General features: G+C 33.8%; 26 protein-coding genes. 5 read left to right on the plus strand and 21 right to left on the minus strand.

Annotated elements, in window-relative coordinates:
• Position 1 precedes the first annotated feature (1 nt).
• The 13 genes from ABXT67_RS01095 to ABXT67_RS01155 all read right to left on the minus strand — a co-directional run bounded on the left by ABXT67_RS01095 (position 2) and on the right by ABXT67_RS01155 (position 16,220).
• On the minus strand, positions 2-775 hold the full coding sequence (locus ABXT67_RS01095; protein WP_415375451.1) for a helical backbone metal receptor: 774 nt from the start codon (positions 773-775) through the stop codon (positions 2-4).
• Entirely contained in the window at positions 765-1,583 is an 819-nt protein-coding gene (gene pyrF, locus ABXT67_RS01100; RefSeq protein ID WP_415375452.1) for an orotidine-5'-phosphate decarboxylase, read from the minus strand. The genes ABXT67_RS01095 and pyrF overlap by 11 nt, the downstream gene beginning before the upstream one ends.
• A 35-nt stretch (positions 1,584-1,618) precedes the next feature.
• Positions 1,619-2,695 carry a peptide chain release factor 1 gene (prfA, locus tag ABXT67_RS01105; protein WP_415375453.1) on the minus strand — a complete coding sequence of 359 codons (1,077 nt, stop codon included), beginning with the start codon at positions 2,693-2,695 and terminating at the stop codon, positions 1,619-1,621.
• A gap of 876 nt (positions 2,696-3,571) precedes the next feature.
• Entirely contained in the window at positions 3,572-4,750 is a 1,179-nt protein-coding gene (locus ABXT67_RS01110; protein ID WP_415375454.1) for an AIR synthase related protein, read from the minus strand.
• An 85-nt stretch (positions 4,751-4,835) separates the two neighbouring features.
• Positions 4,836-6,329, minus strand: a complete 1,494-nt coding sequence (locus ABXT67_RS01115) for a carboxypeptidase regulatory-like domain-containing protein (protein ID WP_415375455.1) — start codon at positions 6,327-6,329, stop codon at positions 4,836-4,838.
• 11 nt (positions 6,330-6,340) lie between these two features.
• Positions 6,341-7,759 carry a CsgG/HfaB family protein gene (locus ABXT67_RS01120; RefSeq protein ID WP_415375456.1) on the minus strand — a complete coding sequence of 473 codons (1,419 nt, stop codon included), beginning with the start codon at positions 7,757-7,759 and terminating at the stop codon, positions 6,341-6,343.
• On the minus strand, positions 7,725-8,135 hold the full coding sequence (locus ABXT67_RS01125) for a curli production assembly/transport component CsgF (protein WP_415375457.1): 411 nt from the start codon (positions 8,133-8,135) through the stop codon (positions 7,725-7,727). Before ABXT67_RS01125 ends, ABXT67_RS01120 begins: the two co-directional genes overlap by 35 nt.
• Positions 8,136-8,161: 26 nt before the next feature.
• Positions 8,162-8,902: a CsgE family curli-type amyloid fiber assembly protein gene (locus ABXT67_RS01130; protein ID WP_415375458.1), complete on the minus strand. Its 741-nt coding sequence runs from the start codon at positions 8,900-8,902 to the stop codon at positions 8,162-8,164.
• A 9-nt stretch (positions 8,903-8,911) separates the two neighbouring features.
• Positions 8,912-9,406, minus strand: a complete 495-nt coding sequence (locus ABXT67_RS01135) for a hypothetical protein (RefSeq protein WP_415375459.1) — start codon at positions 9,404-9,406, stop codon at positions 8,912-8,914.
• Between the two features lie 235 nt (positions 9,407-9,641).
• The gene (locus tag ABXT67_RS01140; RefSeq protein WP_415375460.1) at positions 9,642-11,183 is read right to left on the minus strand and encodes a hypothetical protein; all 1,542 of its coding nucleotides are present in this window, start codon (positions 11,181-11,183) and stop codon (positions 9,642-9,644) included.
• Positions 11,184-11,277: 94 nt separating this feature from the next.
• The gene (locus tag ABXT67_RS01145) at positions 11,278-12,297 is read right to left on the minus strand and encodes a hypothetical protein (protein ID WP_415375461.1); all 1,020 of its coding nucleotides are present in this window, start codon (positions 12,295-12,297) and stop codon (positions 11,278-11,280) included.
• Positions 12,298-12,721: 424 nt separating this feature from the next.
• Positions 12,722-14,905, minus strand: coding sequence for a glutamine synthetase III (locus ABXT67_RS01150; protein ID WP_415375462.1), 2,184 nt, complete (start codon positions 14,903-14,905; stop codon positions 12,722-12,724).
• Between the two features lie 361 nt (positions 14,906-15,266).
• Positions 15,267-16,220: a calcium/sodium antiporter gene (locus ABXT67_RS01155; RefSeq protein WP_415375463.1), complete on the minus strand. Its 954-nt coding sequence runs from the start codon at positions 16,218-16,220 to the stop codon at positions 15,267-15,269.
• Positions 16,221-16,431: 211 nt separating this feature from the next.
• On the opposite strand from ABXT67_RS01155, the gene ABXT67_RS01160 reads away from it, so the two are divergent.
• From ABXT67_RS01160 to ABXT67_RS01170, 3 genes are all read left to right on the plus strand, one after another.
• Positions 16,432-16,788: a BlaI/MecI/CopY family transcriptional regulator gene (locus tag ABXT67_RS01160; protein ID WP_415375464.1), complete on the plus strand. Its 357-nt coding sequence runs from the start codon at positions 16,432-16,434 to the stop codon at positions 16,786-16,788.
• 736 nt (positions 16,789-17,524) lie between these two features.
• Complete coding sequence (locus ABXT67_RS01165; RefSeq protein ID WP_415375465.1) at positions 17,525-17,710, plus strand: hypothetical protein; 186 nt, start codon at positions 17,525-17,527, stop codon at positions 17,708-17,710.
• 680 nt (positions 17,711-18,390) lie between these two features.
• Positions 18,391-18,543 (plus strand): SsrA-binding protein, encoded by a 153-nt coding sequence (locus ABXT67_RS01170; protein WP_415375466.1) that lies wholly within the window; start codon positions 18,391-18,393, stop codon positions 18,541-18,543.
• On the opposite strand, the gene ABXT67_RS01175 is transcribed toward ABXT67_RS01170, so the two are convergent.
• Positions 18,540-19,052 carry an adenine phosphoribosyltransferase gene (locus tag ABXT67_RS01175; RefSeq protein WP_415375467.1) on the minus strand — a complete coding sequence of 171 codons (513 nt, stop codon included), beginning with the start codon at positions 19,050-19,052 and terminating at the stop codon, positions 18,540-18,542. The genes ABXT67_RS01170 and ABXT67_RS01175 overlap by 4 nt on opposite strands.
• Positions 19,053-19,421: 369 nt before the next feature.
• A complete protein-coding gene (locus tag ABXT67_RS01180) occupies positions 19,422-19,559 on the minus strand; it encodes a hypothetical protein (protein WP_415375468.1) in 138 nt (45 codons plus the stop codon).
• A gap of 838 nt (positions 19,560-20,397) precedes the next feature.
• On the opposite strand from ABXT67_RS01180, the gene ABXT67_RS01185 reads away from it, so the two are divergent.
• Complete coding sequence (locus ABXT67_RS01185) at positions 20,398-20,646, plus strand: hypothetical protein (RefSeq protein ID WP_415375469.1); 249 nt, start codon at positions 20,398-20,400, stop codon at positions 20,644-20,646.
• A 101-nt stretch (positions 20,647-20,747) separates the two neighbouring features.
• Here ABXT67_RS01185 and ABXT67_RS01190 read toward each other — a convergent pair whose 3' ends face one another.
• Entirely contained in the window at positions 20,748-20,963 is a 216-nt protein-coding gene (locus ABXT67_RS01190; RefSeq protein WP_415375470.1) for a hypothetical protein, read from the minus strand.
• 241 nt (positions 20,964-21,204) lie between these two features.
• Between ABXT67_RS01190 and ABXT67_RS01195 the strand changes: the two genes are divergently transcribed.
• The gene (locus tag ABXT67_RS01195) at positions 21,205-21,405 is read left to right on the plus strand and encodes an ABC transporter permease (RefSeq protein WP_415375471.1); all 201 of its coding nucleotides are present in this window, start codon (positions 21,205-21,207) and stop codon (positions 21,403-21,405) included.
• A gap of 273 nt (positions 21,406-21,678) precedes the next feature.
• On the opposite strand, the gene ABXT67_RS01200 is transcribed toward ABXT67_RS01195, so the two are convergent.
• From ABXT67_RS01200 to ABXT67_RS01220, 5 genes are all read right to left on the minus strand, one after another.
• A complete protein-coding gene (locus ABXT67_RS01200) occupies positions 21,679-21,870 on the minus strand; it encodes a hypothetical protein (protein WP_415375472.1) in 192 nt (63 codons plus the stop codon).
• A gap of 98 nt (positions 21,871-21,968) precedes the next feature.
• Positions 21,969-23,168, minus strand: coding sequence for a glutamate-5-semialdehyde dehydrogenase (locus ABXT67_RS01205; RefSeq protein ID WP_415375473.1), 1,200 nt, complete (start codon positions 23,166-23,168; stop codon positions 21,969-21,971).
• A 13-nt stretch (positions 23,169-23,181) separates the two neighbouring features.
• Complete coding sequence (gene proB, locus ABXT67_RS01210) at positions 23,182-23,952, minus strand: glutamate 5-kinase (RefSeq protein WP_415375474.1); 771 nt, start codon at positions 23,950-23,952, stop codon at positions 23,182-23,184.
• A 1-nt stretch (position 23,953) separates the two neighbouring features.
• Complete coding sequence (gene proC, locus ABXT67_RS01215) at positions 23,954-24,760, minus strand: pyrroline-5-carboxylate reductase (RefSeq protein ID WP_415375475.1); 807 nt, start codon at positions 24,758-24,760, stop codon at positions 23,954-23,956.
• A gap of 52 nt (positions 24,761-24,812) precedes the next feature.
• Positions 24,813-25,004, minus strand: a complete 192-nt coding sequence (locus ABXT67_RS01220; protein ID WP_415375476.1) for a hypothetical protein — start codon at positions 25,002-25,004, stop codon at positions 24,813-24,815.
• Positions 25,005-25,390 lie beyond the last annotated feature (386 nt).

The raw sequence follows: 25,390 nt of genomic DNA on the forward strand, positions 1-25,390 counted from the left end.
GCTAGTGGAGCGACTTGAAATACTCAAATGCTCTTATAAGTCTCGAACCGTACCAAGAAAAATATTCTCCATCAACAAGACGCACTTCAACATCAAGTGCATTTTTTATTTCTTCACAATCAGAATTTTTAAAAGGATATGGTTCTGATGACAAAAGTACTGTTTCAACACTTTTAATTGAAGAAAAGTCCACTTCTGGGTATCTAATATCTTCAAGATTGACACTATTTTCAAACTTATTTAATTGAAGCATGTGGTTGATAAACGTATTTTTTCCTGCAGCCATATAAGGATTTTTCCAAATGAGATACGCCACATTTCTATTTGGTTTATTGCACATATATAACTGGAAATCTTTCTTTGCCGTTTGAATTTTTGAAATAAGATTGTCTGCGCTTTCAACGACATCAAAAATTTCCCCTAAAGAAGTGATCATTCTGAGTACGTCATTAATAGTATAAATATCGCTGACCCAAACTTTTGCAATTGTAGCCGCAGTCTCTACAATATCCTTGGTATTCTCTTCTTTATTACAAATAATAATATCTGGACTTAAAAGCCTAACCCTATCAAAATTTATATTTTTTGTTCCACCAACAACCTTTGTATTCTTTCTTATATCTACAGGGTGAACACAAAACTTCGTTACTCCTACAATAGATTTTTCCAAGCCTAATGAAACTAACAATTCAGTTTGAGAAGGTACTAAGGAGATGATTCGTTGTGGTGTTTTTGAAAAAGTGAGTTTCCTTTGAAGTTGGTCGCTAATATGCATCCAATATACGTTTCATTTGTACTTGTATTTTTTCAGCTTCAGCAGCAGCACTTTCAGCAAAATCCTTTTTAGAAGAAGCATAAATAATTCCTCTAGAAGAATTAATTAAAAGACCAATATTTTTAGTCATTCCATAAGTACATACATCAGCTAGACTTCCTCCTTGGGCTCCAACACCAGGAACTAAAAGAAAGCTCTCTGGAATTATTTGTCTAATGTCGCCCAGGTAAGACGCCTTAGTAGCACCTACTACATACATCAAGTTTTCCGAGTTTTTCCAGTCTTTTGATGTTTCAATAACCGTTTTATAAAGCTCCTTATTTTCTATACTTTTTGTTTGAAAATCAAATGCTCCCTCGTTTGAAGTTAGCGCTAAAAGGATTGTATGTTTGTCTTTAAAGCTTAGAAAAGGCTCTACAGAGTCCTTACCCATATAAGGTGCTACTGTAACCGAATCAAATCCAAGATCTTCAAAAAATGCTTTTGCATACATAGTAGATGTATTTCCTATATCGCCTCTTTTTGCATCAGCAATGGTAAAAATGCTTGGATGGTTTTTATTGAGATAATCAATTGTTTTTTTTAACGCTTTCCAGCCTTGAATCCCTTGGGCTTCATAAAAGGCTGTATTTGGCTTATAGGCCACTGCGAGATGATTTGTAGCATCAATAATAGCCTTGTTGAATTCAAATATTGGATCTTCACTTTCTAAAAGGTGTTTTGGTATTTTATCTATATCAACATCCAGACCAATGCATAAGAATGACCTTTTACTTTTTATTTCAGAAACTAATTTAGACGTAGTCATATTGGCTTTTCAATTTTATAATCAGAACAAATTAGTTAAAAAGATTCTCCTGTTTCCTTAAGGCGTTCTGTATTGTCTACCAATTGAAGTTCGTCAATAATTTTTTGAATATCACCATCTATAATATTACCTAGATCATATAGCGTGAGATTGATACGATGATCTGTTACACGTCCTTGAGAATAGTTATAGGTTCTAATTTTTGCACTTCGATCTCCACTGGTTACTTGCGAACCACGTTTTAATGCATCTTCGGCTTGTTTCTTTGCCAACTCCAAATCATAGAGTCTTGATCTAAGCACTTTGAAAGCCTTCTCTTTATTTTTATGTTGTGATTTTTGATCTTGACACTGTGCTACTAAACCAGTAGGAACATGGGTTATTCTAACCGCAGAATACGTAGTATTTACAGATTGACCACCAGGTCCTGAGGAGCAAAAGAAATCTATACGAACGTCCTTCATTTCTATTTGAACATCAAACTCTTCTGCTTCAGGAAAAACCATAACAGTTGCAGCGCTGGTATGCACTCGACCTTGTGTTTCTGTTTGCGGTACTCTTTGTACTCGATGGACACCAGCTTCAAATTTTAGCGTTCCATAGACATCATCGCCTTCTACTTCCATCTGGATGGCTTTATAACCTCCACTTGTCCCTTCGCTAAAATCTACAACACTCGTTTTCCAACCTTTACTTTCACAATATTTTGTGTACATACGATGTAAATCACCTGCAAAAATACTTGCTTCATCACCGCCAGTTCCTGCTTTTATTTCCATCACAGCATTCTTAGCGTCTTCTGGATCTCTAGGAATAAGCATAAACTTAATTTCTTCTTCAAGAGTCTCAATTTTTGATTTTGCTTCGTCCAATTGCATCTTGGCCATTTCAACCATGTCTGCATCACTTCCATCTGCAAGAATCTCATTAGCTTCTGCTATTCGCTCCGTTGCCATAAGATACTGCTCACGTTTTTTAATCAAAGCATTTAAATCTTTGTACTCTTTTGTAAGCTGAATATATTGTTTTTGATCGCTAATTATATCCGGTTGAATGATAAGATCACTTACCTCATCAAATCTATTTTTTACTATTTGAAGTTTATCTAACATAGTTTAATTTTTGCTCTTTATAAAGCTAAGCAACAAGCACAAATTTACAATAAATTAGCAAGAATTATGGTTTGCAAAATAGTCCGAATTGAATTTTAAAAAGTAAAAAAAGATTTATTGCAAAAATATAAAAGTACGTTCTTTTTTATCGGCTTCATTTAAAACGGAGTAATGAACAAAAACACCAATAGAAAGAATCAACCTAGCCTGCGCCAAATAAACTACAAAGTTGCTGTAAGCAATATTATAATAGCCCAATGCTCTGTATACTTCGGAAAAAATAAGAAACAAAACAGCCATTAAAAAAACCAATGATCCTTTTTAATTTTTTAAATAATTAAAAATCAACGACATAAAAAGCAAAACATACTAATAGTAGCATACAGCATCATAAAACATAATGGGTTGTGCTTAACGCTGAAGGTTTTGTAAGGCGAACTAACTCAAATAATAAATAACCATCCACAAAAACTAGAGATATAAACATTAAAAAAAAACCAAAATCATAAATGATTCAAATGACACCTTGGGGATTAAACATAAGTACAAGGCTCCAATTAAAATTATATTTAAGCCCATATTAAATATGGCTAATAAATTAATTTCACATCCAATATTTAAAATACGCAACATTCCATATAGAATAAAAAAAACTGAGATTAGGATGCTTGTCTTTTTTTATGAATCGCCAATAAAACTCGTTTTAGAAATCCACGAAGTTATCTAAATTCCAAAACCATATCATTTTCATTAAATATAATACTTAGAAACATTAATATGAAAGCAATCATCAAGATGACTGTTTTGTGATTTTTATCTATAAATTTTATAACCAAAGAAGATGAGTGATTTTAGCCAATGTAATAAAACAGTATATTAGTAGGTATACGTTCCATTTTCTGTAGTTATCGTAAGATGTTTTGAAACGGCACTTTCCACGCGACCAATTACCTGAGCATCTATATTAAACGATTGAGAAATCGCAATAAGATCTTGCGCTATTTCCTCTGGAACATATAGTTCCATTCTATGACCCATATTAAAAACCTGATACATTTCTTTCCAACTGGTGCCGCTTTCCTCTTGTATTAACTTAAATAGCGGTGGAATTTGAAATAAATTATCTTTTATTATATGAAGATTTTCTATAAAATGAAGAATTTTTGTTTGTGCACCACCACTGCAATGTACCATCCCATGAATATCCTTTTTTGTATATTTTGATAGTATCTTTTTTATTACTGGAGCGTACGTTCGAGTTGGACTTAATACCAGTCTACCAGCATCTAAAGGGCTTTCTTCAACAGGGTCTGTCAATTTTTTGGAACCTGAATACACCAATTCTTTTGGAACCGCGTGATCAAAACTTTCTGGGTATTTATCAGCTAAATAAGAATCGAACACATCGTGTCTTGCTGAAGTCAAACCATTACTTCCCATACCCCCATTATATTCGGTCTCATAAGAAGCTTGACCAAAAGATGCTAAACCTACGATAACATCACCAGGTTTTATATTTTTATTATCAATAACATCGCTGCGTTTCATTCTAGCAGTCACGGTAGAATCTACTATTATGGTGCGCACTAAATCACCAACATCTGCCGTTTCACCTCCAGTACTAAATATATTCACACCGAATTTTTTAAGGTCTGCAATTAACGCTTCTGTACCATTTATGATTGCTGAAAGAACGTCCCCTGTAATTAAATTTTTGTTGCGACCTATCGTGGAAGAAAGCATAATTGAGTCTACAGCCCCGACACACAATAAATCATCTATGTTCATAATAAGGGCATCTTGAGCAATTCCTTTCCAAACCGAAACGTCGCCCGTTTCTTTCCAATACATATAGGCTAATGATGACTTTGTACCAGCTCCATCTGCGTGCATAATCAAGCAATACGAATCGTCACCTGTTAGATAATCCGGCACAATCTTACAAAACGCTTGCGGAAACAATCCTTTATCCACATTCTTGATGGCATTATGGACATCCTCTTTTCCTGCTGAAACACCTCTTTGAGCATATCTTTTTGAAGTTTCTTGACTCATATTTATAATATTGTTTGGCAAAAATACGAAACGAAAAACACCTTAAAAGGACAAGGTGCTTTTTGTTTTAATACGAGGCAGAATATTAATCTTCCCAATCAGGCATCATTGCATCCTCATATAATATTTCAGAATTTGCCGTTGTGCTAATTAAGCTATGAACACGAATTTGACTAACGGCATTTATATTTCTTGCCTTTTGCTGATATAATACAGAATTTTCTGCCGGTGAAAACTTCGGATCTAATTCATTAAATCCTATCGCTACATCTGTATTTAATTGCTCGTTGGTATCCATTGTACGATTATAGACAAATAATCTTGAATCTTGTAAACTATAGTTCGAAAACTCAAGTCCCGAAATATCATAGGCATATAATACCATACTGCCATCTATATTTAAATCTAGGCCGCCCGCGCCCCCCTCTACTCCAGAAAGTATGGTTTCTAGGGCAACACCAGCCGTATTTATGATTAAAATCTCTACATCATACCCAATATTATTATTGGTCTTTATGGCAATTATATTATTTAATGCACTCCACGCTATTTCAGAAACAAAATTTCCGTTAGAAGTTTCATAAAATTCACTCAGACCCGAACCGTTAGGATTGATACTATAAATTTTATTAAATGACGGATATAACAATACATCTCCCTCAGGTTTCCAAGCAAATTCTATTTCTTCAAAATTAAAACCACTAACCGGAATTGAGTTTGTAATTTGTTGTTGGCCTGATCCACCAGGATCCATTGTAAACAAATGTGTTTGTCCACCTATAGTTCTTAAAAAAGCAATTTTACCGGTTGCTAAGTTTCGTCGAGGTTTAAAACTATTTGCATTTTCTGAAGTTAATTGAAAAAGATTACCGTCCTCATCCGAAGAAAAAATAACCTGATTATTATTCATCTTTTTAACCAATAGAAATGTCCCAGTTTGACTAGATAATGTTGTAAAGGTAAATACTGCACTAAGTAGCGGTGGATTTACTCCATCATTAACCGTTACCTGCCAAAAATACTTGGTTCCTAAAACTAGGTTTGACAACTGTAATGTCATTTCTGATACATCTGTAAATTCTTCAACAACATCATTATCTTCATTAAACACAGACACTTTATAAAGTAAGGTATCGTCCTCATCCGGATCTGTTGCTTCCCACTCTAATAATACATCTAGGGGCGTATTTAAGGTGTTATTTTCAGGAGCAATTAATATTGGTGTTGTTGGAGATTGGTTTAACGAGGATTCCAAGTCTAAATCAAACACTAAGTCTATTGTTACATTTGGCAATACATTTGCTGCCTCAAAAGCCGTCACAAAACCATCTTTACTTACTTCTACAGAGTAAGACCCCTCAGCAACATTATTAATAATAAATGCACCGTTTTCATCCGTAAATACTGTACTTGTAGCGGGCTGGGTAGAAACACGTGCATCCGGAACTCTCTCATTAGTGTCTATGGTTACTACGATACCATTAATTGTACCAGTTCCAACACCATCTATTCTCTCTTCACTACATTGAATAAAAGGTATTAGAAGTAAACTAAGTATTAAAAGTTTTAATATTTTCATTGCTTATCTTATTAAAAACCAATATTATAATTAACTCCCAAGGTGAAATTATAAAGATAATCGTCTCTTGTTCCATTAATTGTATCGTCTATTTCATCTGAAAAAGTAAGGTTAAATTTCGCTTTTGCAAACCAATTAAAATTTTGAGAAGATTGATACTCAAAACCTAAACCATACTGCAACTTAAAAAACAAATCGCGTGGTTCTAAAAAGGCAGTGGGCGAGTCATCTGTGAACATTAAAGCGCCTGGGCCTGCAAAAATATATGGAGAAAATTTACCCTTTTCTAAAATTCTATATTCCATATTAATATCGCCAGAAACCCACCAATGGTCTATGTTTGGAGAGGAATATAACCTAAAAAGATTAGCATCAACTTGTGCTCGCCATTGATTATCAAAATGATACTTTAGTCCGGCGCCTACATTAAAATCTACTTCCCTAGAGGCAAGATCTCCATCTATGTACGCCAAGCCCGCAAAGAAACTAGCACTAATTTTTACGTTTTCTTTTTGTGATTTTTGATATAGCTCTAAATGTTCTTCTCCCCGCTGCTGTTCCAAATAATTAGCCACAAGCATTGCATCTACTTCTTCTCCTTCTTGTGTGCTCCAAAGATCATCTTTGATACCTTCATAAATTAAATTCTCTACTGCCATTTCTATAGCTTCTTTTACCGCCAACTCTGTAGGTTCATTCTTAGTTAGTCCTACTTCAGCTTCTAATAACCTTTGAAAGTTTACAAATCTAAAAAGTCCTGCTTCTAAAGCTTGAGATAATATCGTTTTTGAAACATACACATTTTTTAAAATTTCTCCTGTAGATGTTGAAACCGCTCTTAAATATATTGTAATTCTATCTTGTCTATACTGCGTAGAACCTCCTGCGCCAAAATAGCGTGCTCCTGCACCCCCAGTAAGGATGTTTGAATCGTAAGAAATAACCCCTCCTTCTAATATAATCCCTGCAAAAAGCAGTGGCGTTAACTTTTGTACCGTGTTTTTATCAGTAGCATATTCTGCCCTTGTGGCACTAATTATTTTCCTTTCTTGAAGAAGATTGGATAAGTTTTCGCGTTCGATTGGCTTGAACCACTCAGAGTCTTCCAATGCCTTTAATAAAATTGTTGTAGCACCTTGTGTTACAGCAGTGCTAAAAGAACTTGTAGTTTGTGAGGGTTTATATTGTCCTGTTTGATCTTTAAAGTTGTACACCCCAACCACTATTTTTGACTCTGGTTTGGGTAAATCTCTTATGCTTCTAGTATTTTGAGTTATCTCTCCAAATCTCGCATCTTGCGTATCTAATGGCTGGTTTATAAAAGACCCACAACCAGATGCTATGACTAACAATAAAATACTTAATACTCTATAGAACCTAAACATTACGTGTTTTTTAATTTGGAACAATAATTTGAGTTTGTTCTCCATTATTAGTGTCTAAAATATTAATAACAAGGCCGTTTAGGCCCTCTATAACTTCAACCTCTAAGGATCCAAAGGTAAAGGTTCCAGGCTGTAATCCATCTTCTGAGAATTGTTGGTCAAACAAATCTCTAGAAATACTATTTAATAGCTGTCTGTTAAGGTTTTCAGTAAATCTATCTAAATCACTATTACTATTACTTGCGCTTCCCGCGTTTGGATCTGTAAAGCCATTTTGTGCATTTGCGCTATTCAATAACCATTGATAATTAAATGTATCCCCTCCAAAAGCTGGATTGGTAGGCCTATAAACCAACTGCTGCGAAAACGCAGCCATAGGCAATATAAACAAGGACAAAATTAATATTTTCTTTAAACTCATTACTTTTAATCTTTTGCAATAATACACTAATAACTTTCAATTTGATGATCAATACTTTTTTTATTCTGTATCGCTCTTACAAGGTTTGTTAGTGTAAACGTAGCCATTTGTTTTAAATAATCTTCTTTAGGCTGTAAAAAAAAACTACTCACCAATGTATTTCCAAGTTTTACTTCTATTCTCGTGCTCCTTCGTCCTCCAAAAAACTCTTTTACTGAAATAATTTCAGGGTCATTAATGCCACTCAAATCGTATTTTGAATAAAATATTCTATAAAAATCTCTTCCAGCCTTGGTGCGAGTATCTTCCGTAACGAGACCTTTCAAAAAATCAGTATCATATATAATCTCTTGAAAATCCGCCTTCTCTATTACAATGGGGGCGGGGGTATTATCATCGTTAAAAACCCATCTTGCTTTTCCTAACAACACATCATCACTATTGTAAACAAGACTTAGCACAATAACTTGATTTGTTTCAGATTTATTAATGGTAGTTTCTGAATGATTGATACTTTTAAAAGAATCTAAAGAAAATTTATCTTCTTCCTTTTTATTTGAAAGTACGGTTCCCTCGGGATTCTTGGTGATAACGGAAAATACAAATCTTAAATCCTGATTTACTTCAGAAATATTTGTTGCCTTTCCTGCAAGTGAAATAAACTCGGTATTTTCATTTACTTGTATTTCAGAAGAAACAATAGTGTTGTATTGCGACAAAAGCAAATTTGGAAAAATAGCTACTAAAAGAAATAAAACGCGCATCATTAGTTTTTGCTAGAAGCTATTAACTATTATCGTTTTAAAAGAACCTGTTTGGTGTATTTGCAAGCCATTTGAAATTGAATTACTCCCAAATTTCTGAACTTCTAGATTATTTCCGTTTTGAGTAACGATGGTATTAACTGTTTTTTGAGGATCTAAGCTAAAATCTGTTACACGATTATTAGCACCATTCTGGACTACTAATGAGTTAATTTCTTGAGCATGGTATTCTAAATCTATAAAATTACCTGTACCGCTTTGGTTAATTTCAATGTTAGATTTTGAAGAAATAACGTCTAAAGAAATACTATTGCCTGAGCCCATTTGTTCTACAAAAACAAGATTGTTTAAAACGCTAGACGATACAACTGGTTGATTGACCAAAATCTGATCCTGAAGATTTAATCGAGATATCGTTGCAGTGTCTTCTAGTTCAAAAGTTGTTTGGGAAACAACACAAACCGTCGTCAAACAAAAAACAAGTACGCTAGTAAAAAATTTAAACATGGTGTATTAATTTATAAAAAGTACGGATCTATAGAAATCTAGTTGAAAGTACAAAATATTTGTTACTGTTATATAGCTATGATAAGTTATTCTAGTTAATGATGGTTGGAGTAGCACTACTCCTACTAAAAAAAAGAGTGTTTAGATAAGGCATACTCGTTTAATTTAAATTTTAAGTCTTTTCTAAAAAAAAGGCACTACCCAATAAGGAAGTGCCTTTTTAAAATATTATCAATTAGTTACTTTGATTTATCGTTATTGTGTTTGCACCACTTTGGTTTATAACAATAGCGTTTCCTATACCACCTACGGCAGTGGTTTGAGTTAGCGTTGCTGAATTATTAGTTACAATACCCGTTAAATCTGTTTGATTAATCGTTGCATCGTTTAATCCTCCTGTTTGCAATATGCTAGCCATATTCGAACCTGTAACAAGTCCTAAATTTGCTGTTTGATTAACGTTTGCAATCTGATTATCTCCCATTTGACCAACAATAGATTGATTTCCATTTCCCAGTTGAACAACAAAAACACCTTGCAAATAACCCTGATTAGTTGGATCTTGTGAAGCAACAAGTTCATTACTTGATTGAGCAATATCAGAATTATTAAAAGATCCTATTTGAGTAACAGACGCAAAGTTTGCATCATTATCTTGGTCAATACTAGAAAAATTAAAACTTCCATTTTGATTAACAAACGCGTCGTTTCCCTCTAGATCTGTAAAATCATTAGTCTGATCAATAAAAGAATCATTGTCACCAACCTGCATTACATTTGCAATACTGTTAGTTCCTGTTTGAAAAATTGCAGAGTTTTGAAGAAGTGTAGAAATAATAGTCCCATCTTGATTAACAAACGCGGCATTAGTACCCGTTTGTACTATCGTAGAACTGTTTTCGCCCGTTTGATCAATAGTCGCTGTATTCTCTCCAAATTGATCTACATCACTAGAATTACCAACCAAACCTGTTGTATTAAATTGATTAATAGTAACGGTATTATTAGCATTGTTAGAAGCATTCCTATCTCTTTGAAAAATACTAGAGAAGTTATCTTCTCCATCCTGAAATACAGTCGCCTCATTAGTGTAAGGATCTGCTTCTGGACCTCCAAGGTTCGCTCTTTGGTTAACCTCTGATATCTGATTATCTCCCTCTTGCCTTACATTCGAAAGGTTTTTAGAACCATTTTGAGTCGTTGTACTTCTTTGTAAAAAATTTCCAGTCAATGTTGCAGGCGTATTACCGTCTGATATTTGATCTACTGTTGATTTATTACTGTCATCATTTTGTCTCACTCTGGCCCAGTTAGCATCATTAAACTGTGTAACATCTGAATCATTATCAAAGTTATTTTGAGTAATTGTTGCTTCGTTACCTCTAGTATCCGTAATCAGATTATTTTGATCTATAAAGGAATTATTGCCGTCTCCTAATTGATCAACTTCACTAGTGTTTTGTGCACCCGTTTGTTCTAAGATTGATATTTGCTGAGCAGCACCAAAACCAGAAGAGCCATTTCCACCTGTTTGCAAAACATCTGCATCATTTATATCTCCATCTTGGTCTATAAAAGAATTATTATCTCCCGTTTGATCAACCAACGCTATATTTGTACCTGTTTGAATAACAACACTCTCGCTATCAAAGACTCCTATGGAAGTTTGCGAAACAACTACTTCACTATTGTCATCTTGAGTTATTTCACTACTGTTTTGTCCAAAAGAACCAACTCCTATTAAAAGGGCGGTTATCCCGCATATTAGTTTTTTCATATTTTAAAATTTAAATAAAAAGCACGTTTTACATTTTGCTATAAAATGAAATTATCGCTTTTACAAGACTTATATAAAACGTGCCATTTAAATGTTAGTTATTCTGGTTTACAGTAGCAGTATTCGCACCGGTCTGAGTAAGCGTACTAATACTACCTAAACCACCAATTGCTCCAGTTTGGTTTACCATAGCATAATTATCTGCATCTATCGATATACCATCCATTTGAGTAATAGTAGAGCTCGAAGATTGTCCATTTTGAGTAACATAAGCTTCATTTGACCCCATCCCAGTAAATAATCCTCCTATGGCAGCACTTTGTATAACCGTAGATAATTGGAAATCTCCTGCTTGAAATACATCAGTATAGTTATTTTGACCTGTTTGGTCTACAATAGAACCTTGAACATATCCCCCTATATTTCCTGCAGAAACTACCGTGAAATCGGCAACTTGAGTCGATACAGAAGTATTAAATTCTCCTGTTTGTGAAACAGAAGAGAAGTTACCATCGTTTTCTTGATACATATCTACTATGTTTCCAAGACCTGTATTTTGAGCAACTATTGCGGCATTACCCTGTGAATCCGTATCGCCATTTACTTGTTCGATAAAGGTTAATTGTAACTCACCCAATTGCTCCAATTCTATAATGTTATTGCCTCCGAATTGATTTAATACAGCACCTTGATTATCTCCCGTTTGTAAAACATCTGAAGCGTTATTTTGTCCTATTTGAAAAAGGTCAACACCTTGAAGATACCCAGACGCATCAAATGGACTTGCCGTACCTAACGTTGTTTGCAAAATTACAGAAGTATTGCCATCACCTTCTTGGAATGACCGCACATAATTTAATTCATTAGTTTGAGTAATAGTAGATTCATTTGCAGGATTCGTCGCTCCTGATTGCATGCCTTGTCTTAGAACCACTTCACTACCCAAGGTAGTCGTTCCATCGTTGGTTTGTGAAATTGTAGAAATATTAACCACACCACTTTGCTCTATAAGAGCATTGTTTAAAACACCAACTTGATCTAGAGTACTGGTGTTTTGAGCAAAAACCGTTGCTCCAAATAATAGTGCCGAAGCACAAAAAAACATTTTTTTCATAATAATAAAATTAAAGTTAAAAATTTGATTTGTTAATCGCGTAGGTGTATATAAAATTAATAAAAATTGGTTTTCGCGTATTTGAGGAAGGGTGCTTAAAACAACCTAATATAAGCTATTCTACATACAAATTTATAAGAATCAAATATAGTTAAATTTCCAACACAACTGTAATATCGTATTTTGAAACCGGCACCCTTTAGCACAATTTTGCCTGTAAAAAGCCTTAATCTCGAATAAAACATTGTTTAAGTCCAAAAAAAATAGACAAACAACACATGTTAAATATTTGTTAAATAAATTAAGGCAAATAGTAGCTTAGGTGTGTGCAAAAAAAAAAACTGTCTATTGTTCTTTAGAATATCCATAAAACAATGAATGCCTTTAAGAAGTACAGGCATTCATTAAGAAAATCGTGATTAAATTATATAGTGAACAATAGCTCTCTATATTTTGTCAAAGGCCAGATCTCGTCATCTACCAATAACTCTAATTTATCACAGTGGTATCGTATCGTCTCAAAGTAAGGTTTAACTTTATCGCAATAGAGTTTAGCACGCTTTTCTGCGTCCTCAATCTTGTTCGCTTTCTTGCGTTCTTCTATCATAGCCGTAGTGTCTTTATTTATGTTTTCTATATGACCACTAATAGCCTCAATCAAGCGCATTTGCTCTCCTGCTAATTTCTTGAAGTCCTTACCATAAATATCTTTGAGACCTTGTACGTTTTCAATTAAAACATTTTGATATTTAATAGCGGTTGGTATTACATGATTTCTAGCAATATCACCTAATACCCTTCCTTCTATTTGAATATGCATTGCATACTCTTCTACTTCGATCTCGTAACGTGCTTCAATTTCCACCTTGCTCATAATACCAAGCTCTTCGTATAATGAAATAGTTTTTTTAGAAATTTGCTCCTTTAAGGCCTCTGGCGTCGTCTTATTATTACTTAAGCCACGCTTTTTTGCTTCTTTCTCCCAGGCTTCACCATAACCATCACCTTCAAAACGTATGCGCTTACTGTCTTTAATATACTCTCTTAAAACATTAAAGATAGCATCATCTTTCTTCATCTTCTCCTCCTTTATAAGATGATCCACCTGCGTTTTAAAAGCGATAAGTTGTCTTGAAACAATTGCGTTTAATACCGTCATTGGCTTCGCACAATTTGCGGTAGAACCTACGGCTCTAAATTCAAACTTATTACCGGTGAATGCAAATGGTGACGTTCTGTTTCTATCTGTATTATCCAATAAAATTTCTGGAATCTTACCTACTACATTCAGCTTAAGATCTGTTTTGTCTTCTGGAGAAAGTTTTCCATTCTTCACTTTTTCTAATGCATCTAACACATTTGTTAGTTGTGAACCAATAAATACTGAAATAATTGCAGGTGGCGCTTCATTTGCTCCTAGCCTATGATCATTACTTGCTGAAGCTATTGCGGCGCGTAATAATTCTTCGTAATCATTTACAGCCTTAATGGTATTGATAAAGAACGTCAAAAATTGAAGGTTCTTCATAGGTGTACTTCCGGGGCTTAAAAGGTTAATCCCTGTATTGGTTGCTAAAGACCAGTTATTGTGTTTTCCACTACCATTAATTCCCGCAAAAGGCTTCTCATGGAAAAGCACTTTAAAATTATGACGGTCTGCTATTTTGCTCATCACATCCATTAATAAGGAGTTGTGATCTACCGCTAAATTGGTCTCTTCAAAAATAGGGGCCAATTCAAATTGATTTGGAGCCACTTCATTATGCCTAGTTTTTACTGGAATACCCAATAACATGCATTCTGTTTCAAGATCACGCATATAATCTAAAGCCCGTCTAGGGATAGAACCAAAATAATGATCATCTAATTGTTGCCCTTTGGCAGAAGAATGCCCCAATAACGTTCTTCCTGCAAGATTAATATCTGGTCTTGATTTAGCCAATGCTTTATCAATTAAGAAATATTCCTGCTCCCAACCAAGGGTAGGGTTTATTTTAGTAACATTCTTATCAAAATATTTAGCTACTGCAGTTGCAGATTGGTCTATAGACTGTAAAGCTCTTAATAAAGGAGTTTTATTATCTAATGCTTCTCCTGTATACGCTACAAATACGGTAGGAATACAAAGTGTGGTACCAAAAATAAATGCTGGTGATGTAGGATCCCATGCAGTATATCCACGAGCCTCAAATGTATTTCTTATTCCCCCGTTAGGAAAACTCGAAGCATCCGGCTCCTGTTGTACTAACTGTCCACCACCAAATTTTTCAATGGCTCCATCTTCAGTTGTTTCAAAAAACGCATCATGTTTCTCTGCAGTAATTCCTGTTAACGGTTGGAACCAGTGCGTGTAGTGCGTAGCTCCTTTAGCTATAGACCACTCTTTCATACCTGTAGAAATATGATCTGCAACACTTCTACTAATTTTGCTGCCATTTAATACTGCATCTTGAACACTTCGGAAAGAGTCTTTAGTTAAATGTTGACGCATCGCTGCATCATTAAAAACATTTTTACCAAAAATTTCAGAGCGTCTTTCTGGTTCTTGAACGTCAATTACTGGACGATTAAATGTTTCTTTAATTGCATGAAATCTTAATGTGGACATACTAAGTGCTTTTTAAGTTATTTTTTTTCTTCTGAAATATTCAGAATTTCTAAAATTACAGCGCAAAAGTATAATTTTTACAAACACCCCCCAATTTTTATATGATAAGTTATCAATAAAAGTAGTTTTTTTTAATGAACCCCCTAAAATATTCAAGAATAAAAGAAATGATACCAATAAAATTGAAGTTAAAAAAAAGAGAATCTTGTAAAAAATTAATACAGATTCATTGTGCATTCGCTAAACCAAATCCAAGCTAAGGACAGGTACCCACTCAGTAATTAAAAAAAACATACGACAGTTGCGCATTGAGCAGGAATTAAATGACAAAAGATGTATTCAACTTTAGAGACCACAGGGATCAAGAAACAAAAGCTAAACCCACAAACGCACAATAGGCAACCACAATAACAAGGCCTTTCACTCTGCCTATTTCAAACTGCTTTGGAATAAATGCTAGCGGAATAAGTACCGCGGAAAACCCTAACATCCACCATATATCATTGGTCAGAACTTCCTGACTCTTTAAAACAATAGGCTGTATAATAGCAGTAACTCCCAAAACTGAAGCAATATTAAAAATATTAGATCCTATTAAATTACCTAAAGAAAGTGCCTTTTCTTTTTTTAACGCTGCAATAACGCTGGCAGCCAATTCTGGAACACTTGTTCCAATCGCAATCATAGTAACCGCTATTACACGTTGACTTACCCCCATTGTTGTCGCCAACTCCACAGCACCAATTACTAGAAAATCACTTCCAAAATATAATGCAATACCTCCGATGACTAACCAAATAGAAATTTTAAAATTTGAAACCGTTGACAATTCATCTTTAACTTCTTCTAAAGTATCTGCGGAAACTGAATTTTTACGAGCGCGCTTGATCAATAAGAAAAGATAGACCGTTAATATAAGGAGTAAACCTATCCCTTCCATTCTTGAAATTTCATTTCCGCTAGAAAGTATAAAGTACAATCCAACAGACAATAACATCATCACTGGCCAATTAAATTTATAAAAATCCTTATCAATTGTCAATGGAGTAATGATGGCCGTAATCCCTAAAACTAAACCAATATTAGCGATATTAGAACCTATCACATTACCTAAGGAAATATCACTAAAACCATCTAAAGCAGCTTGAATACTAACCAAAAGCTCAGGAGTCGAAGTCGCAAAAGACACAATGGTCAAGCCAATAACCATTTTTGACAACTTCAACTTAAAGGACAACCCCACAGCCGCACGAACTAAAAACTCGCCACCCACAACCAGTAAAACCAATCCCAAAAAAATGTATGCTAAACTCATTGTTAATTTTGATATAAAATGGACTGCAAAGATAAAGAATCGCTCACTATCTTGATACATTTTTTAATTTGAAAATACTAAACAACTAAATTTTTAGTTATATAACTATGAAAACAGTTGTCGAACTATATGCTAGGTTGTAGGTTTTTTCTATAGGCATCAAACTGCTTTTTCATTCATTAAAAAGAAACCGCTGAAAGTAGCATATCGTATGGAAAACTTAACTAATAAAGAAGAAGAAATTATGCAGGCGATTTGGCAATTAGAAAAAGTATTTGTCAAAGAAATTGTTGCAGCCTTGCCTAGTGCCCATCATTACAATACCATTTCTACTATAGTGCGAAGTCTTGAAAAAAAAAACTATGTTGCCTATAATGCTTTTGGAAAAACACACCAATACTTCCCAATTATTTCTAAAGAAAAATATGCTCAAAAGTTCTTCAAACTTGCATCACAGCGTTATTTTAATAATAGCTATAAAAACATGGTCTCATTTTTTGCAAAAGAAGAAAAAATTAGTGCGAACGAATTAAGAGAAATCATTCAATTTATTGAAAAGAACAAGTAAATTATAAGACTGGTCGTTTATGTTCTTCAGTCTTTTGGATAGTTTCCGTTTTTATTTGGTTTATTAAATAAAAACAGCCGTCTTCGTATAAAAAAACTTTTTTATTGTGCGAGTCATAGCATCTTCTCTACTCCCTTTTATTGAAATAACCCAAACAAACTAAGTTGAAACCGAACCCATAGCAAACGTTTGTAAAAAGCCCGATTCAAAAACCATACGAGACTAATATGCTACGATAAATTATTGGCAGGTTGCTTTGTGGTTTTACTTTATAGGTGGGGTTGTGATTAGTTTAAAGTTTATTTTTGACCTTATATTTCTTATTCAACTCTTAAAACAAAATTCAATTATCAAAAAAGGGAACTGTAGATTTATAAAGGTGAATGAATCCATCTCTCCGTTTTGATTTTTTACCTGTATCGTTTACCATTCCACTTCTCACTCTCAATAAGAGTAATAAATGGTTCTTAAATTTGAGCAAACACAAGCTTTTTAATGGCAATCACCTGACATTCTTATGGGCAGCGCACTCTCTTTTTCCTATGGGCAAATCCCTTTTCAAGGACCTATAATAAGGGATTGAAGAAAACCTCAAATACCTTGCAGGCTTTCTAACCGTTTCACAAATAACATCTAAAAACAGTGCCAATTAATGCTGTTAATGGTTTCATCACCCTAATATGCCTCTGCGTTTACTTCATAATTTTATCAATCCTTTGTAAAAAACCGAATCATTATGTCAAACAAACAAAACATTTTAAAAATAAATATTGTTCTTCGGTTGCTAGCCATATTTCTTTGGAACTTTAATTCTTCAGAAGAAATTATCCATACAAAAACGGCAACTAATAACGAGTTCAAAAAAGAAACTCTCCCGATTGAAAACCAACAATCGAAGTATCTAATCTATTCTCAAATTTAGAAACTGTAAGCTCATTTGTAACTTAAAAAAATAGTCGACAATATAAGGTTATCAAAACAGCAATGTAGTTAGTAGCAAAAAAGATCAAAACCTATCTAAAGATTCATTAATAAAAGATCACGAAGAAAACTACAAACACACAATTAAAACCGATAAAAAAAGAGCTTACTAAAAAACCCGTTGCGGTGTTTAAATATATGATGGAACGAAACACACCAAAGGAGTTGTTAAAAGAATAGCGCAAAGCGTCAATACAACAAAGAAAGATGCTAAAAGAAAATTTATAGTAACCGTCCTGGTATTAATTCAAAGCACTAGGTGGTTGCAATTAACTACCTGCACGGTGATAAAAATGCATATCATTTAGAAGAGAACCACGAGCAACATGAAGAAATATACATAACGAAGGACACCGCAGATACTGACCTATAAAACGTTAAAAGCAAACTTGCAAAAAAAGAAGTAGAATTTAATTTTAAGCGCCTTAAGAAAAATAGTAATGGCGAAATTACAAGCGTCCAAATGGATGTTAATAACAGCAAAAGAGGCAAACAAAGCATCTTTGCAAAAACCGATGATGTGAAAGCCATTGATGAATTACGCAACCAGATAAAAGAACAATTCATATTTATGAAATGACCCTGCCATAGCGCAGGATTATTTATTTGTACTTTTGAACTATGAAGAAAAATATTTTTAAGAGTTTAGCAAAAATAAATAAGGCTGTTCTTCCTAGCTTTACAAGGAAAAAATTGGATTTGTCTAAAGCCTCTAAATTACAAATGGCAATTTTTGGATATAGATTATGGGTAACTAAAAATTCTTTGGATTAATAATGTAGCAGTGAGGCTACAGTATATTGTGAGAGTTTTTTTCTTCCTTCGAGAAAATCTATTTCCATTATAAAGTTACATTGGACAATTTCGCCACCACACTTTTTAACTAAATTACATGCAGCTCTAGCAGTACCCCCAGTTGCTAATACATCATCGTGTATTAAGATACGCTCCCCTTTTTTAATAGCATCGTCGTGCATTTCTAGGACGTCCATCCCATATTCTAATGAGTACGGCTCTTTATGCGTAGTTGCAGGTAATTTTCCAGGTTTTCTAATAGGTACAAATCCAGCGTTTAAATGTTGGGCAAGTAACATCCCAAAAAAGAATCCACGGGATTCTATACCAACAACTTTGTCGATTTTTTCACCATCTATTTGTTCTAATAATTGCTTAAGGCATTCTTTTGTGGCTTCCACCGAAGACAGTAGACGCGTAATATCCTTAAAAACAACACCTTCTTTTGGAAAATCTTTAATGTCTCTTATAAATTCTGAAATATTCATAATACGTAATATTTAGACATAAAAATAGCAGCCTAGTTACTAAGCTACTCGATTCTATTGAAATGTGGTGATGTGATGCTAAAATTCTTCTTTGATAATAGCTAATAAAGCCAAGAATCCACAAACAAAAACGGTACCTAAAACTAATGTTCCTACTCCCATAAAGCGAATATATAAAATTTGAAGTTATAATTAAATTATTTATTGAATAGGTCAAATTATAATTATGGTATTGTAAATGGATCTTCAAAATATTTCCAATCAAGAAGCTTAAGCCTTTTTACCTATTAAACAAGATTCATTTCCTATAAAATCAAGCATACTATTTAAGAACCTAGTATACCTTTGTTGTTTTAGGAATGGTATTTTCTATTCTTCCTTCGTTTGATCATCTACTTTTTTATCACCACTACCCAAAGAACAGACTACCAGGATTAAAACAATACATACCATTGTAAAAACACCAATTATGGCTGCGCCGGCAATCAAATTAACAAGAGATAACAAAAGATTTAATATTTTTTTAAAATTTAGAATTATTCATTTTAATGGAAACTACATTTTGATAAAACTTTATCTACAGCTACGTTTTCAGAGGGCGAAACACACTTTATTCCCAATCCTAAACCACTTACTATAAACAATATACCAACTAACACCATAAATACAGGTATCGCTTTTAAAAAAAGAGGGATGGATTTCAACAGAGGGTAAACGAATAAAGATTGAGCACGATAAAGCGATTTACCTTCTTAAAGATTGTATGCAATAAACTACGACGGGGTAAAGCCCAAGAGATAGTGAAGTTTAAAAAAAGACTAACTAAAACTAGATTTTTGCTAAAGTCTCTATGAGGTCTCAGAAGTAAGCTCTGGTAGTTTTGAATGATTAACAATATCTTCTTGTATAATTCCTGAAAAGAAATGAGCCAACCCCTTCATCCCTGTGTCGGAATACCAATTATATTTACATTTACTTTGATAGCATAATTAAAAATTTCATTTCCAACACTATAATTTGAATGGATAACGACACCTTCCATAGCATTGGCCTGAGCCGCTAAATTTGTTTCTGTCAATCCCTTCAAGTGCAATGCAACAATTTCGACTTTATGCTCTTTTTGCTATTTTAGCAGCAACTTTTAATGCGTTTTCAGCATGTATCGAGATACCAACAGAAACAAGTATTGTTTTCATAAGGAGTATTTAAAGGGGTTTTTTTGACCAATCGAAAGTACTGGCTTTGAATTCAAAAAAAAATGACAAACGGCACTAAAAGACGTGTTATTTTTGTTGCCTTTTTTACGTTTCCGTTCGAATTATTTATTTTTTTAAAATTTACGAAAATGAGAACAACAATAACGATAGAAAACTTAAAAGACAACTGTAAGAACACATTACTAAATAAGCTTAAAAATGCAAAAGAAATCTCGAATATAGAAATTATTGTTTCTCTAAAAAGGCCAAGTTTTAATTATAACATGCACAATACAATTAGAGGGGTTGAACGCAGCTTTAAAAGCTATGGGATATTCTATTTCCTGAGATCCAAGTATTATAATTTAAGTATAATACTGCAACAACCAGTGATCTAGGAGAAGTGTTAGGATATAACGCCCCGTTGTAGAAAAAAAATAAAAAATGCCCTTAAACGTATAGTTTAGGGCATTTTATTTTAAGGATTACTGAAAGAACCTTATGGCCTTCCTTTTAAACGAATTTCAATTTTTTTCTTTTTTGCTGTAAGACGTTTCATCAAGTCCATTATTTCTTCGTCTTTAGACGTTTTATATACTTCGTTAAGAGCAAGTATTAATCGTTTTGCCTCGCGAGATGCTGACACACGGTCACTTGTGGACATATTACTCATTGATGCTTGCTCAAAGTCTTGGGCTTCTACTATTAGTTCCATTATTATTTTTTTCCAATATAATAAAATTTAGTCACAGTTAGCTATCGATCTTCTTCACTTTTAGAAAAATTTAACGAACGCACACTTTTATCAGCGTTTTTTTATTGGAACGTGAGAGTATAAGGGTGCTAGAAAGTAATCCTAATTTGGATCTTTAGCTTTCGCCAATCCTTAATCTTTGGCATAGATTAGAGGTACGCTCTATAATAAATATCAGTTTGTAAAAGGAGAAATTTCTTTTATGTTATACTTCAACAAAGTTTTTGACGCGCTCAAGTTTAACGATGTTATTCCCGCTACTATAAAATCATTCTTCTTTGGTTTTGCCATAAGACTAGTTGGCTGTCACAAAGTCCACCATTACTCAAAAAGAACAGTGGACGTTGGAAGAAGGATCCCACGCCGCGGCTGCATATACCTAGATATTACTCTTTGTAATTGATTTTACAGCCGTATTTCTAACCGATATATCCTTTGAACTCTAATAAAGTCTGTATTAGAAATAAAGGATTTTGGTAAAAGATTAAGAAATCTATAAAACACTCTTAAAACGAAACATTTATTAAAACTTAGACCAGTTTTAGCAACGCTATTAATAATAGCGTCTTGTACTAATTCGGAAAAGAAAAAAAACAGGGGTCGCTGACAATGAAATAGGCCCACATGTATATTCCTACGCCATAGATACTAATAGCGTTTCTGTATTATTAACGGCCTATAAATTCACAAATAAGGTTGGAGTAAGCGGAGCTTTTGATGATTTTAAATTATCTGTAACCAGTAAAGTTGAATCGATTGAAACGTTATTGGAAAAATCTGAAATAGTCATATACTCCGAATCTGTAAACTCAAATTCTGAAATAAGAGATCCAAAACTCAGAACTTCTTTTTTTAAGGTATTTAACAAAGCTTCTTAAGGTGCAAATTTTAACTTTTAGCACAGGTATTTTACAGTTTTACTAACCCCGTAGGCATGTTAACTTTTATCACATAAAATAATATTCTTTATTCACGAATATGTCCATTCCCATATATATAGTATTTATTAGTAACTAATTCTTTAAGGCCCAAAGGACCTCTATGGTGCAATTTACTTGTACTAATGGCAAGTTCTGCTCCTACTCCCATTTCACCTCCATCTGTAAATCTAGTGGATGCGTTTTGATATACAGCAGCACAATCGACTTGTTCCATAAAAAGGGATGCTGTTTTATTGTTAGTTGTCATTATAGTGGCTGAGTGGCCTCCAGAATATTTATTTATTTTTTGTATCGCTTCTTTTGCAGAATCTACTGACCCAATGCAGCACTTCATCTCTAAAAACTCCTTTTCCCACATCCCTTCTTCTGTTATAAGAGGCTCTTCTTTTAAAATATTTTTGACATCAGAATCTACTAATATCGAGACGCCATTAACCTTTAAAATATTTTTTAAATCAGTCATTTTATTATGGTAATTAGAAAGGTTTGTGTTTATCAAAATCTTATCTAAAGCATTACAGGCTGATATTTTACTAGTCTTTGCATCAAGAATAACCCTAATGCTGTCCTCCCAGTCTGAACTTTGGTCAACATATAAAAAATTATTACCCCGACCGCTTACTAAAACATCACATTTTGCGTGTTCCTTCACAAAAGATATCAACTGCTCACCTCCTCTAGGAACAATCAAATCAATAGGCTCTGATGGGGTTTTTAAAAATTGTTGTGTCTCTGTTCTGTTCATGTGCAATAGCTGGATATGCTCCATACTCAAACCGTTTTCTAGTAAGGCCTGATGCCAAAAATCAACAAGCATTTTATTGCTCTGTATGGCTTCTTTTCCTCCTTTTAGAAAGATTTTATTATTGGCTTTAAAAGCAAGCATTGCTGCTTCTACTGTTACATCAGGTCTGGATTCATAAATAATCATAATGGTCCCAAAAGGTGCTGTTTTGTTCACTACTTGTAAACCATTTTCAAGTAACTTATTGGAAATTACCTTATTTATTGGATCTTCTTGCGAACGCACCTGCATAATAGCCTGTATCATTCCGTCAATCTTTTTATTGTTTATGAGTAAACGATCGTACATTGCCTGATCTTCTTTGTCAAATGCCTCAAGATCCTTTTTATTTGCATCAAGTAACTTTACCCTATTTTCATCTAAGATACGCACCATACATCCTAATACATTGTTTTTTAGTTCTGTTTCTATTAATCTCATTATGTTTTTTTTATTACAGGGACACTTTCGTCCCAACACTTTTTCCGTCTATAATATCAATAATCGTGTTTTCTCTTTTCCCATTAGCGATAAATGTGGGAATACTGTGAGCAGCCGTCTTTTGCGCATAGTTTAATTTAGACCCCATTCCTCCTCGCCCTTCTCCCTCTAATTTATCACTATCTTTAATATACCTGTTAAGGTCTTCTCTTGGATCTACATTTTCGATAAGATTACTGCAATCTGCGTCTGGATGACCTGTATACAATCCATCAATATCTGTAAGAATAACGAGTCTATCAGCATCGATTAATTGGGCTATGAGACTAGCTAATTCGTCATTATCAGAAAACATAGACGTGGTTATTGATACTGCATCATCCTCATTTGCAATGGGAATTACTCCTTCTGAAAGTAATCCTTGAACGCAATTAATCATATTTTCTCGATGTATGCCTAAACTAAAATCTCGTTTAGTAGGAAGTACTTGGGCACATTTCATCCCATAGTCCTGAAAGATATTATAATAAAGACTCATCATTCGAGGTTGCCCAATGGCAGAATACACTTGTCGTTTTTGAGTTGTTGCTTTTATAGTAGAATTTCCTAAGACCTCTTTTCCTGCAATTACAGATCCTGATGACACCAATATAGAAATAATACCACGTTCATAAAGCTCTGCAATCTGTTTGACTAATCCTCTGAGGACTGGTCTTACGATTCTATTGTCTTTATTGGTCATTACATTCGTACCAACCTTAATTACAATTATTTCTTTATACATTTTAGTTTTCTTTTCCTAGTTCAACAGCACGGCTGAATGCAGCGAATGCGGCTTCTTTTATTAATTCATTTACATTATTATCATCCATCGAATCCAGCGCCGCTTGTGTTGTACCTCCTTTAGAGGCTACTTTATCCATCCAAGAATTAGGAGATAAATTAGACTGGTTAAAAAGTTCTATGGCACCTGTGAAGGTTTGACTAACCAAAACTTTAGAATCGTTCTTTGAAAATCCCATTTGCAAGGCAGCTTCCATCATACTCTGCATAAAGTAAAATACATAAGCTGGTCCACTACCAGAAATTCCGGTGGAGGCATCTATTAAACTTTCATTACTAACTAGAATAGATTTTCCCGTGGTATTTAACAAGCTTTCGACGGTTAATAACTCCATTCGTGAAACTTCAGGTGAAGCCACATATGATGTTAATCCAAGCCCAACTTTTGCAGGTAAATTTGGCATCGCACGTATTACTTTCTTTATCCCAGAAAATTTCTTTATGTTACCCAATGTGACTCCCGCCATAATCGAAATTAGAATTTGACCTGAGGTGACCATAGGGTGGATCTTTTTGAACAGGTCTTCTGCGTGATGTGGTTTGACCGCAACAAAAATAATATCTGCTTTTGGGACACAATCTTCTAATTCCTTAAAGGCATCGAAATGTGAAATTTGATGAAGCTCTTCTAATTTTTCATCAGATTTATCCAACACCATTATATTTTTCTTCTTGAGCAGTTTTGATTTAGACATTCCTTCGGCATATGTAAGCCCCATATTGCCGGCTCCAATTACTAGTATTTTCATTTAATCGTATAAGGTTATTAGATTGTTTACATTAACAGAATATGATTATAAGTCATACAAATAACATACAGTCATCACAATCTTTTACTTTACCGTAGTAGGTTTCACGGTATTTATGCAAGGTTTTAATAGGCAAGCCTAAAAAGTATTTTTTTATGTAGGTAACTTTGGTTACAAGTTCTCCCATTTTTATACTGTATCGTTTCTCGATTATTGTATTTCTTCTAATATTAATGATTTTCATAAACTAATTTTACTGTGGTTAACAAATTAAATGTTTTTTGAAGTGGACTCAGGTTTGAACTTAAATACTAGCAAATAAATCAAGGTAACGGTTCACTTATACCCGTTCTATATTACCTTTTGTAATATTCTTTTTTATTTGTTCTCGTATTTAGTGGATTGTTAACACAATACTTTCTCCTTAAATTAAGGATATCAATCTATCGATTTTTAAAAGTTAGAGTGAATAAAATACCGTGTTAATATTGTGATTTTTTTTACAAATCTTTGAGTGCATGCCTGATGACATGTTGCTGCCAATTCATACACATTTCTTCTATCCATAGAAGAAAGAAAGCGTAGTGCCTTCCATTTAGCAACTTTTTTATTTGGATTCTTATCCCTTAA

Source organism: Patiriisocius sp. Uisw_017, assembly GCF_047731265.1.
In the GTDB taxonomy this organism is placed as follows: Bacteria; Bacteroidota; Bacteroidia; order Flavobacteriales; family Flavobacteriaceae; genus Patiriisocius.

Coding starts and splice junctions, on each gene's coding strand:
- ABXT67_RS01095 (WP_415375451.1), bottom strand. CDS start 775: ATGCATATTAGCGACCAACTTCAAAGGAAACTCACTTTTTCAAAAACA.
- pyrF (WP_415375452.1), bottom strand. CDS start 1,583: ATGACTACGTCTAAATTAGTTTCTGAAATAAAAAGTAAAAGGTCATTC.
- prfA (WP_415375453.1), bottom strand. CDS start 2,695: ATGTTAGATAAACTTCAAATAGTAAAAAATAGATTTGATGAGGTAAGT.
- ABXT67_RS01110 (WP_415375454.1), bottom strand. CDS start 4,750: ATGAGTCAAGAAACTTCAAAAAGATATGCTCAAAGAGGTGTTTCAGCA.
- ABXT67_RS01115 (WP_415375455.1), bottom strand. CDS start 6,329: ATGAAAATATTAAAACTTTTAATACTTAGTTTACTTCTAATACCTTTT.
- ABXT67_RS01120 (WP_415375456.1), bottom strand. CDS start 7,759: ATGGAGAACAAACTCAAATTATTGTTCCAAATTAAAAAACACGTAATG.
- ABXT67_RS01125 (WP_415375457.1), bottom strand. CDS start 8,135: ATGAGTTTAAAGAAAATATTAATTTTGTCCTTGTTTATATTGCCTATG.
- ABXT67_RS01130 (WP_415375458.1), bottom strand. CDS start 8,902: ATGATGCGCGTTTTATTTCTTTTAGTAGCTATTTTTCCAAATTTGCTT.
- ABXT67_RS01135 (WP_415375459.1), bottom strand. CDS start 9,406: ATGTTTAAATTTTTTACTAGCGTACTTGTTTTTTGTTTGACGACGGTT.
- ABXT67_RS01140 (WP_415375460.1), bottom strand. CDS start 11,183: ATGAAAAAACTAATATGCGGGATAACCGCCCTTTTAATAGGAGTTGGT.
- ABXT67_RS01145 (WP_415375461.1), bottom strand. CDS start 12,297: ATGAAAAAAATGTTTTTTTGTGCTTCGGCACTATTATTTGGAGCAACG.
- ABXT67_RS01150 (WP_415375462.1), bottom strand. CDS start 14,905: ATGTCCACATTAAGATTTCATGCAATTAAAGAAACATTTAATCGTCCA.
- ABXT67_RS01155 (WP_415375463.1), bottom strand. CDS start 16,220: ATGAGTTTAGCATACATTTTTTTGGGATTGGTTTTACTGGTTGTGGGT.
- ABXT67_RS01160 (WP_415375464.1), top strand. CDS start 16,432: ATGGAAAACTTAACTAATAAAGAAGAAGAAATTATGCAGGCGATTTGG.
- ABXT67_RS01165 (WP_415375465.1), top strand. CDS start 17,525: ATGTCAAACAAACAAAACATTTTAAAAATAAATATTGTTCTTCGGTTG.
- ABXT67_RS01170 (WP_415375466.1), top strand. CDS start 18,391: ATGAAGAAAAATATTTTTAAGAGTTTAGCAAAAATAAATAAGGCTGTT.
- ABXT67_RS01175 (WP_415375467.1), bottom strand. CDS start 19,052: ATGAATATTTCAGAATTTATAAGAGACATTAAAGATTTTCCAAAAGAA.
- ABXT67_RS01185 (WP_415375469.1), top strand. CDS start 20,398: ATGAGAACAACAATAACGATAGAAAACTTAAAAGACAACTGTAAGAAC.
- ABXT67_RS01190 (WP_415375470.1), bottom strand. CDS start 20,963: ATGGAACTAATAGTAGAAGCCCAAGACTTTGAGCAAGCATCAATGAGT.
- ABXT67_RS01195 (WP_415375471.1), top strand. CDS start 21,205: ATGTTATACTTCAACAAAGTTTTTGACGCGCTCAAGTTTAACGATGTT.
- ABXT67_RS01205 (WP_415375473.1), bottom strand. CDS start 23,168: ATGAGATTAATAGAAACAGAACTAAAAAACAATGTATTAGGATGTATG.
- proB (WP_415375474.1), bottom strand. CDS start 23,952: ATGTATAAAGAAATAATTGTAATTAAGGTTGGTACGAATGTAATGACC.
- proC (WP_415375475.1), bottom strand. CDS start 24,760: ATGAAAATACTAGTAATTGGAGCCGGCAATATGGGGCTTACATATGCC.
- ABXT67_RS01220 (WP_415375476.1), bottom strand. CDS start 25,004: ATGAAAATCATTAATATTAGAAGAAATACAATAATCGAGAAACGATAC.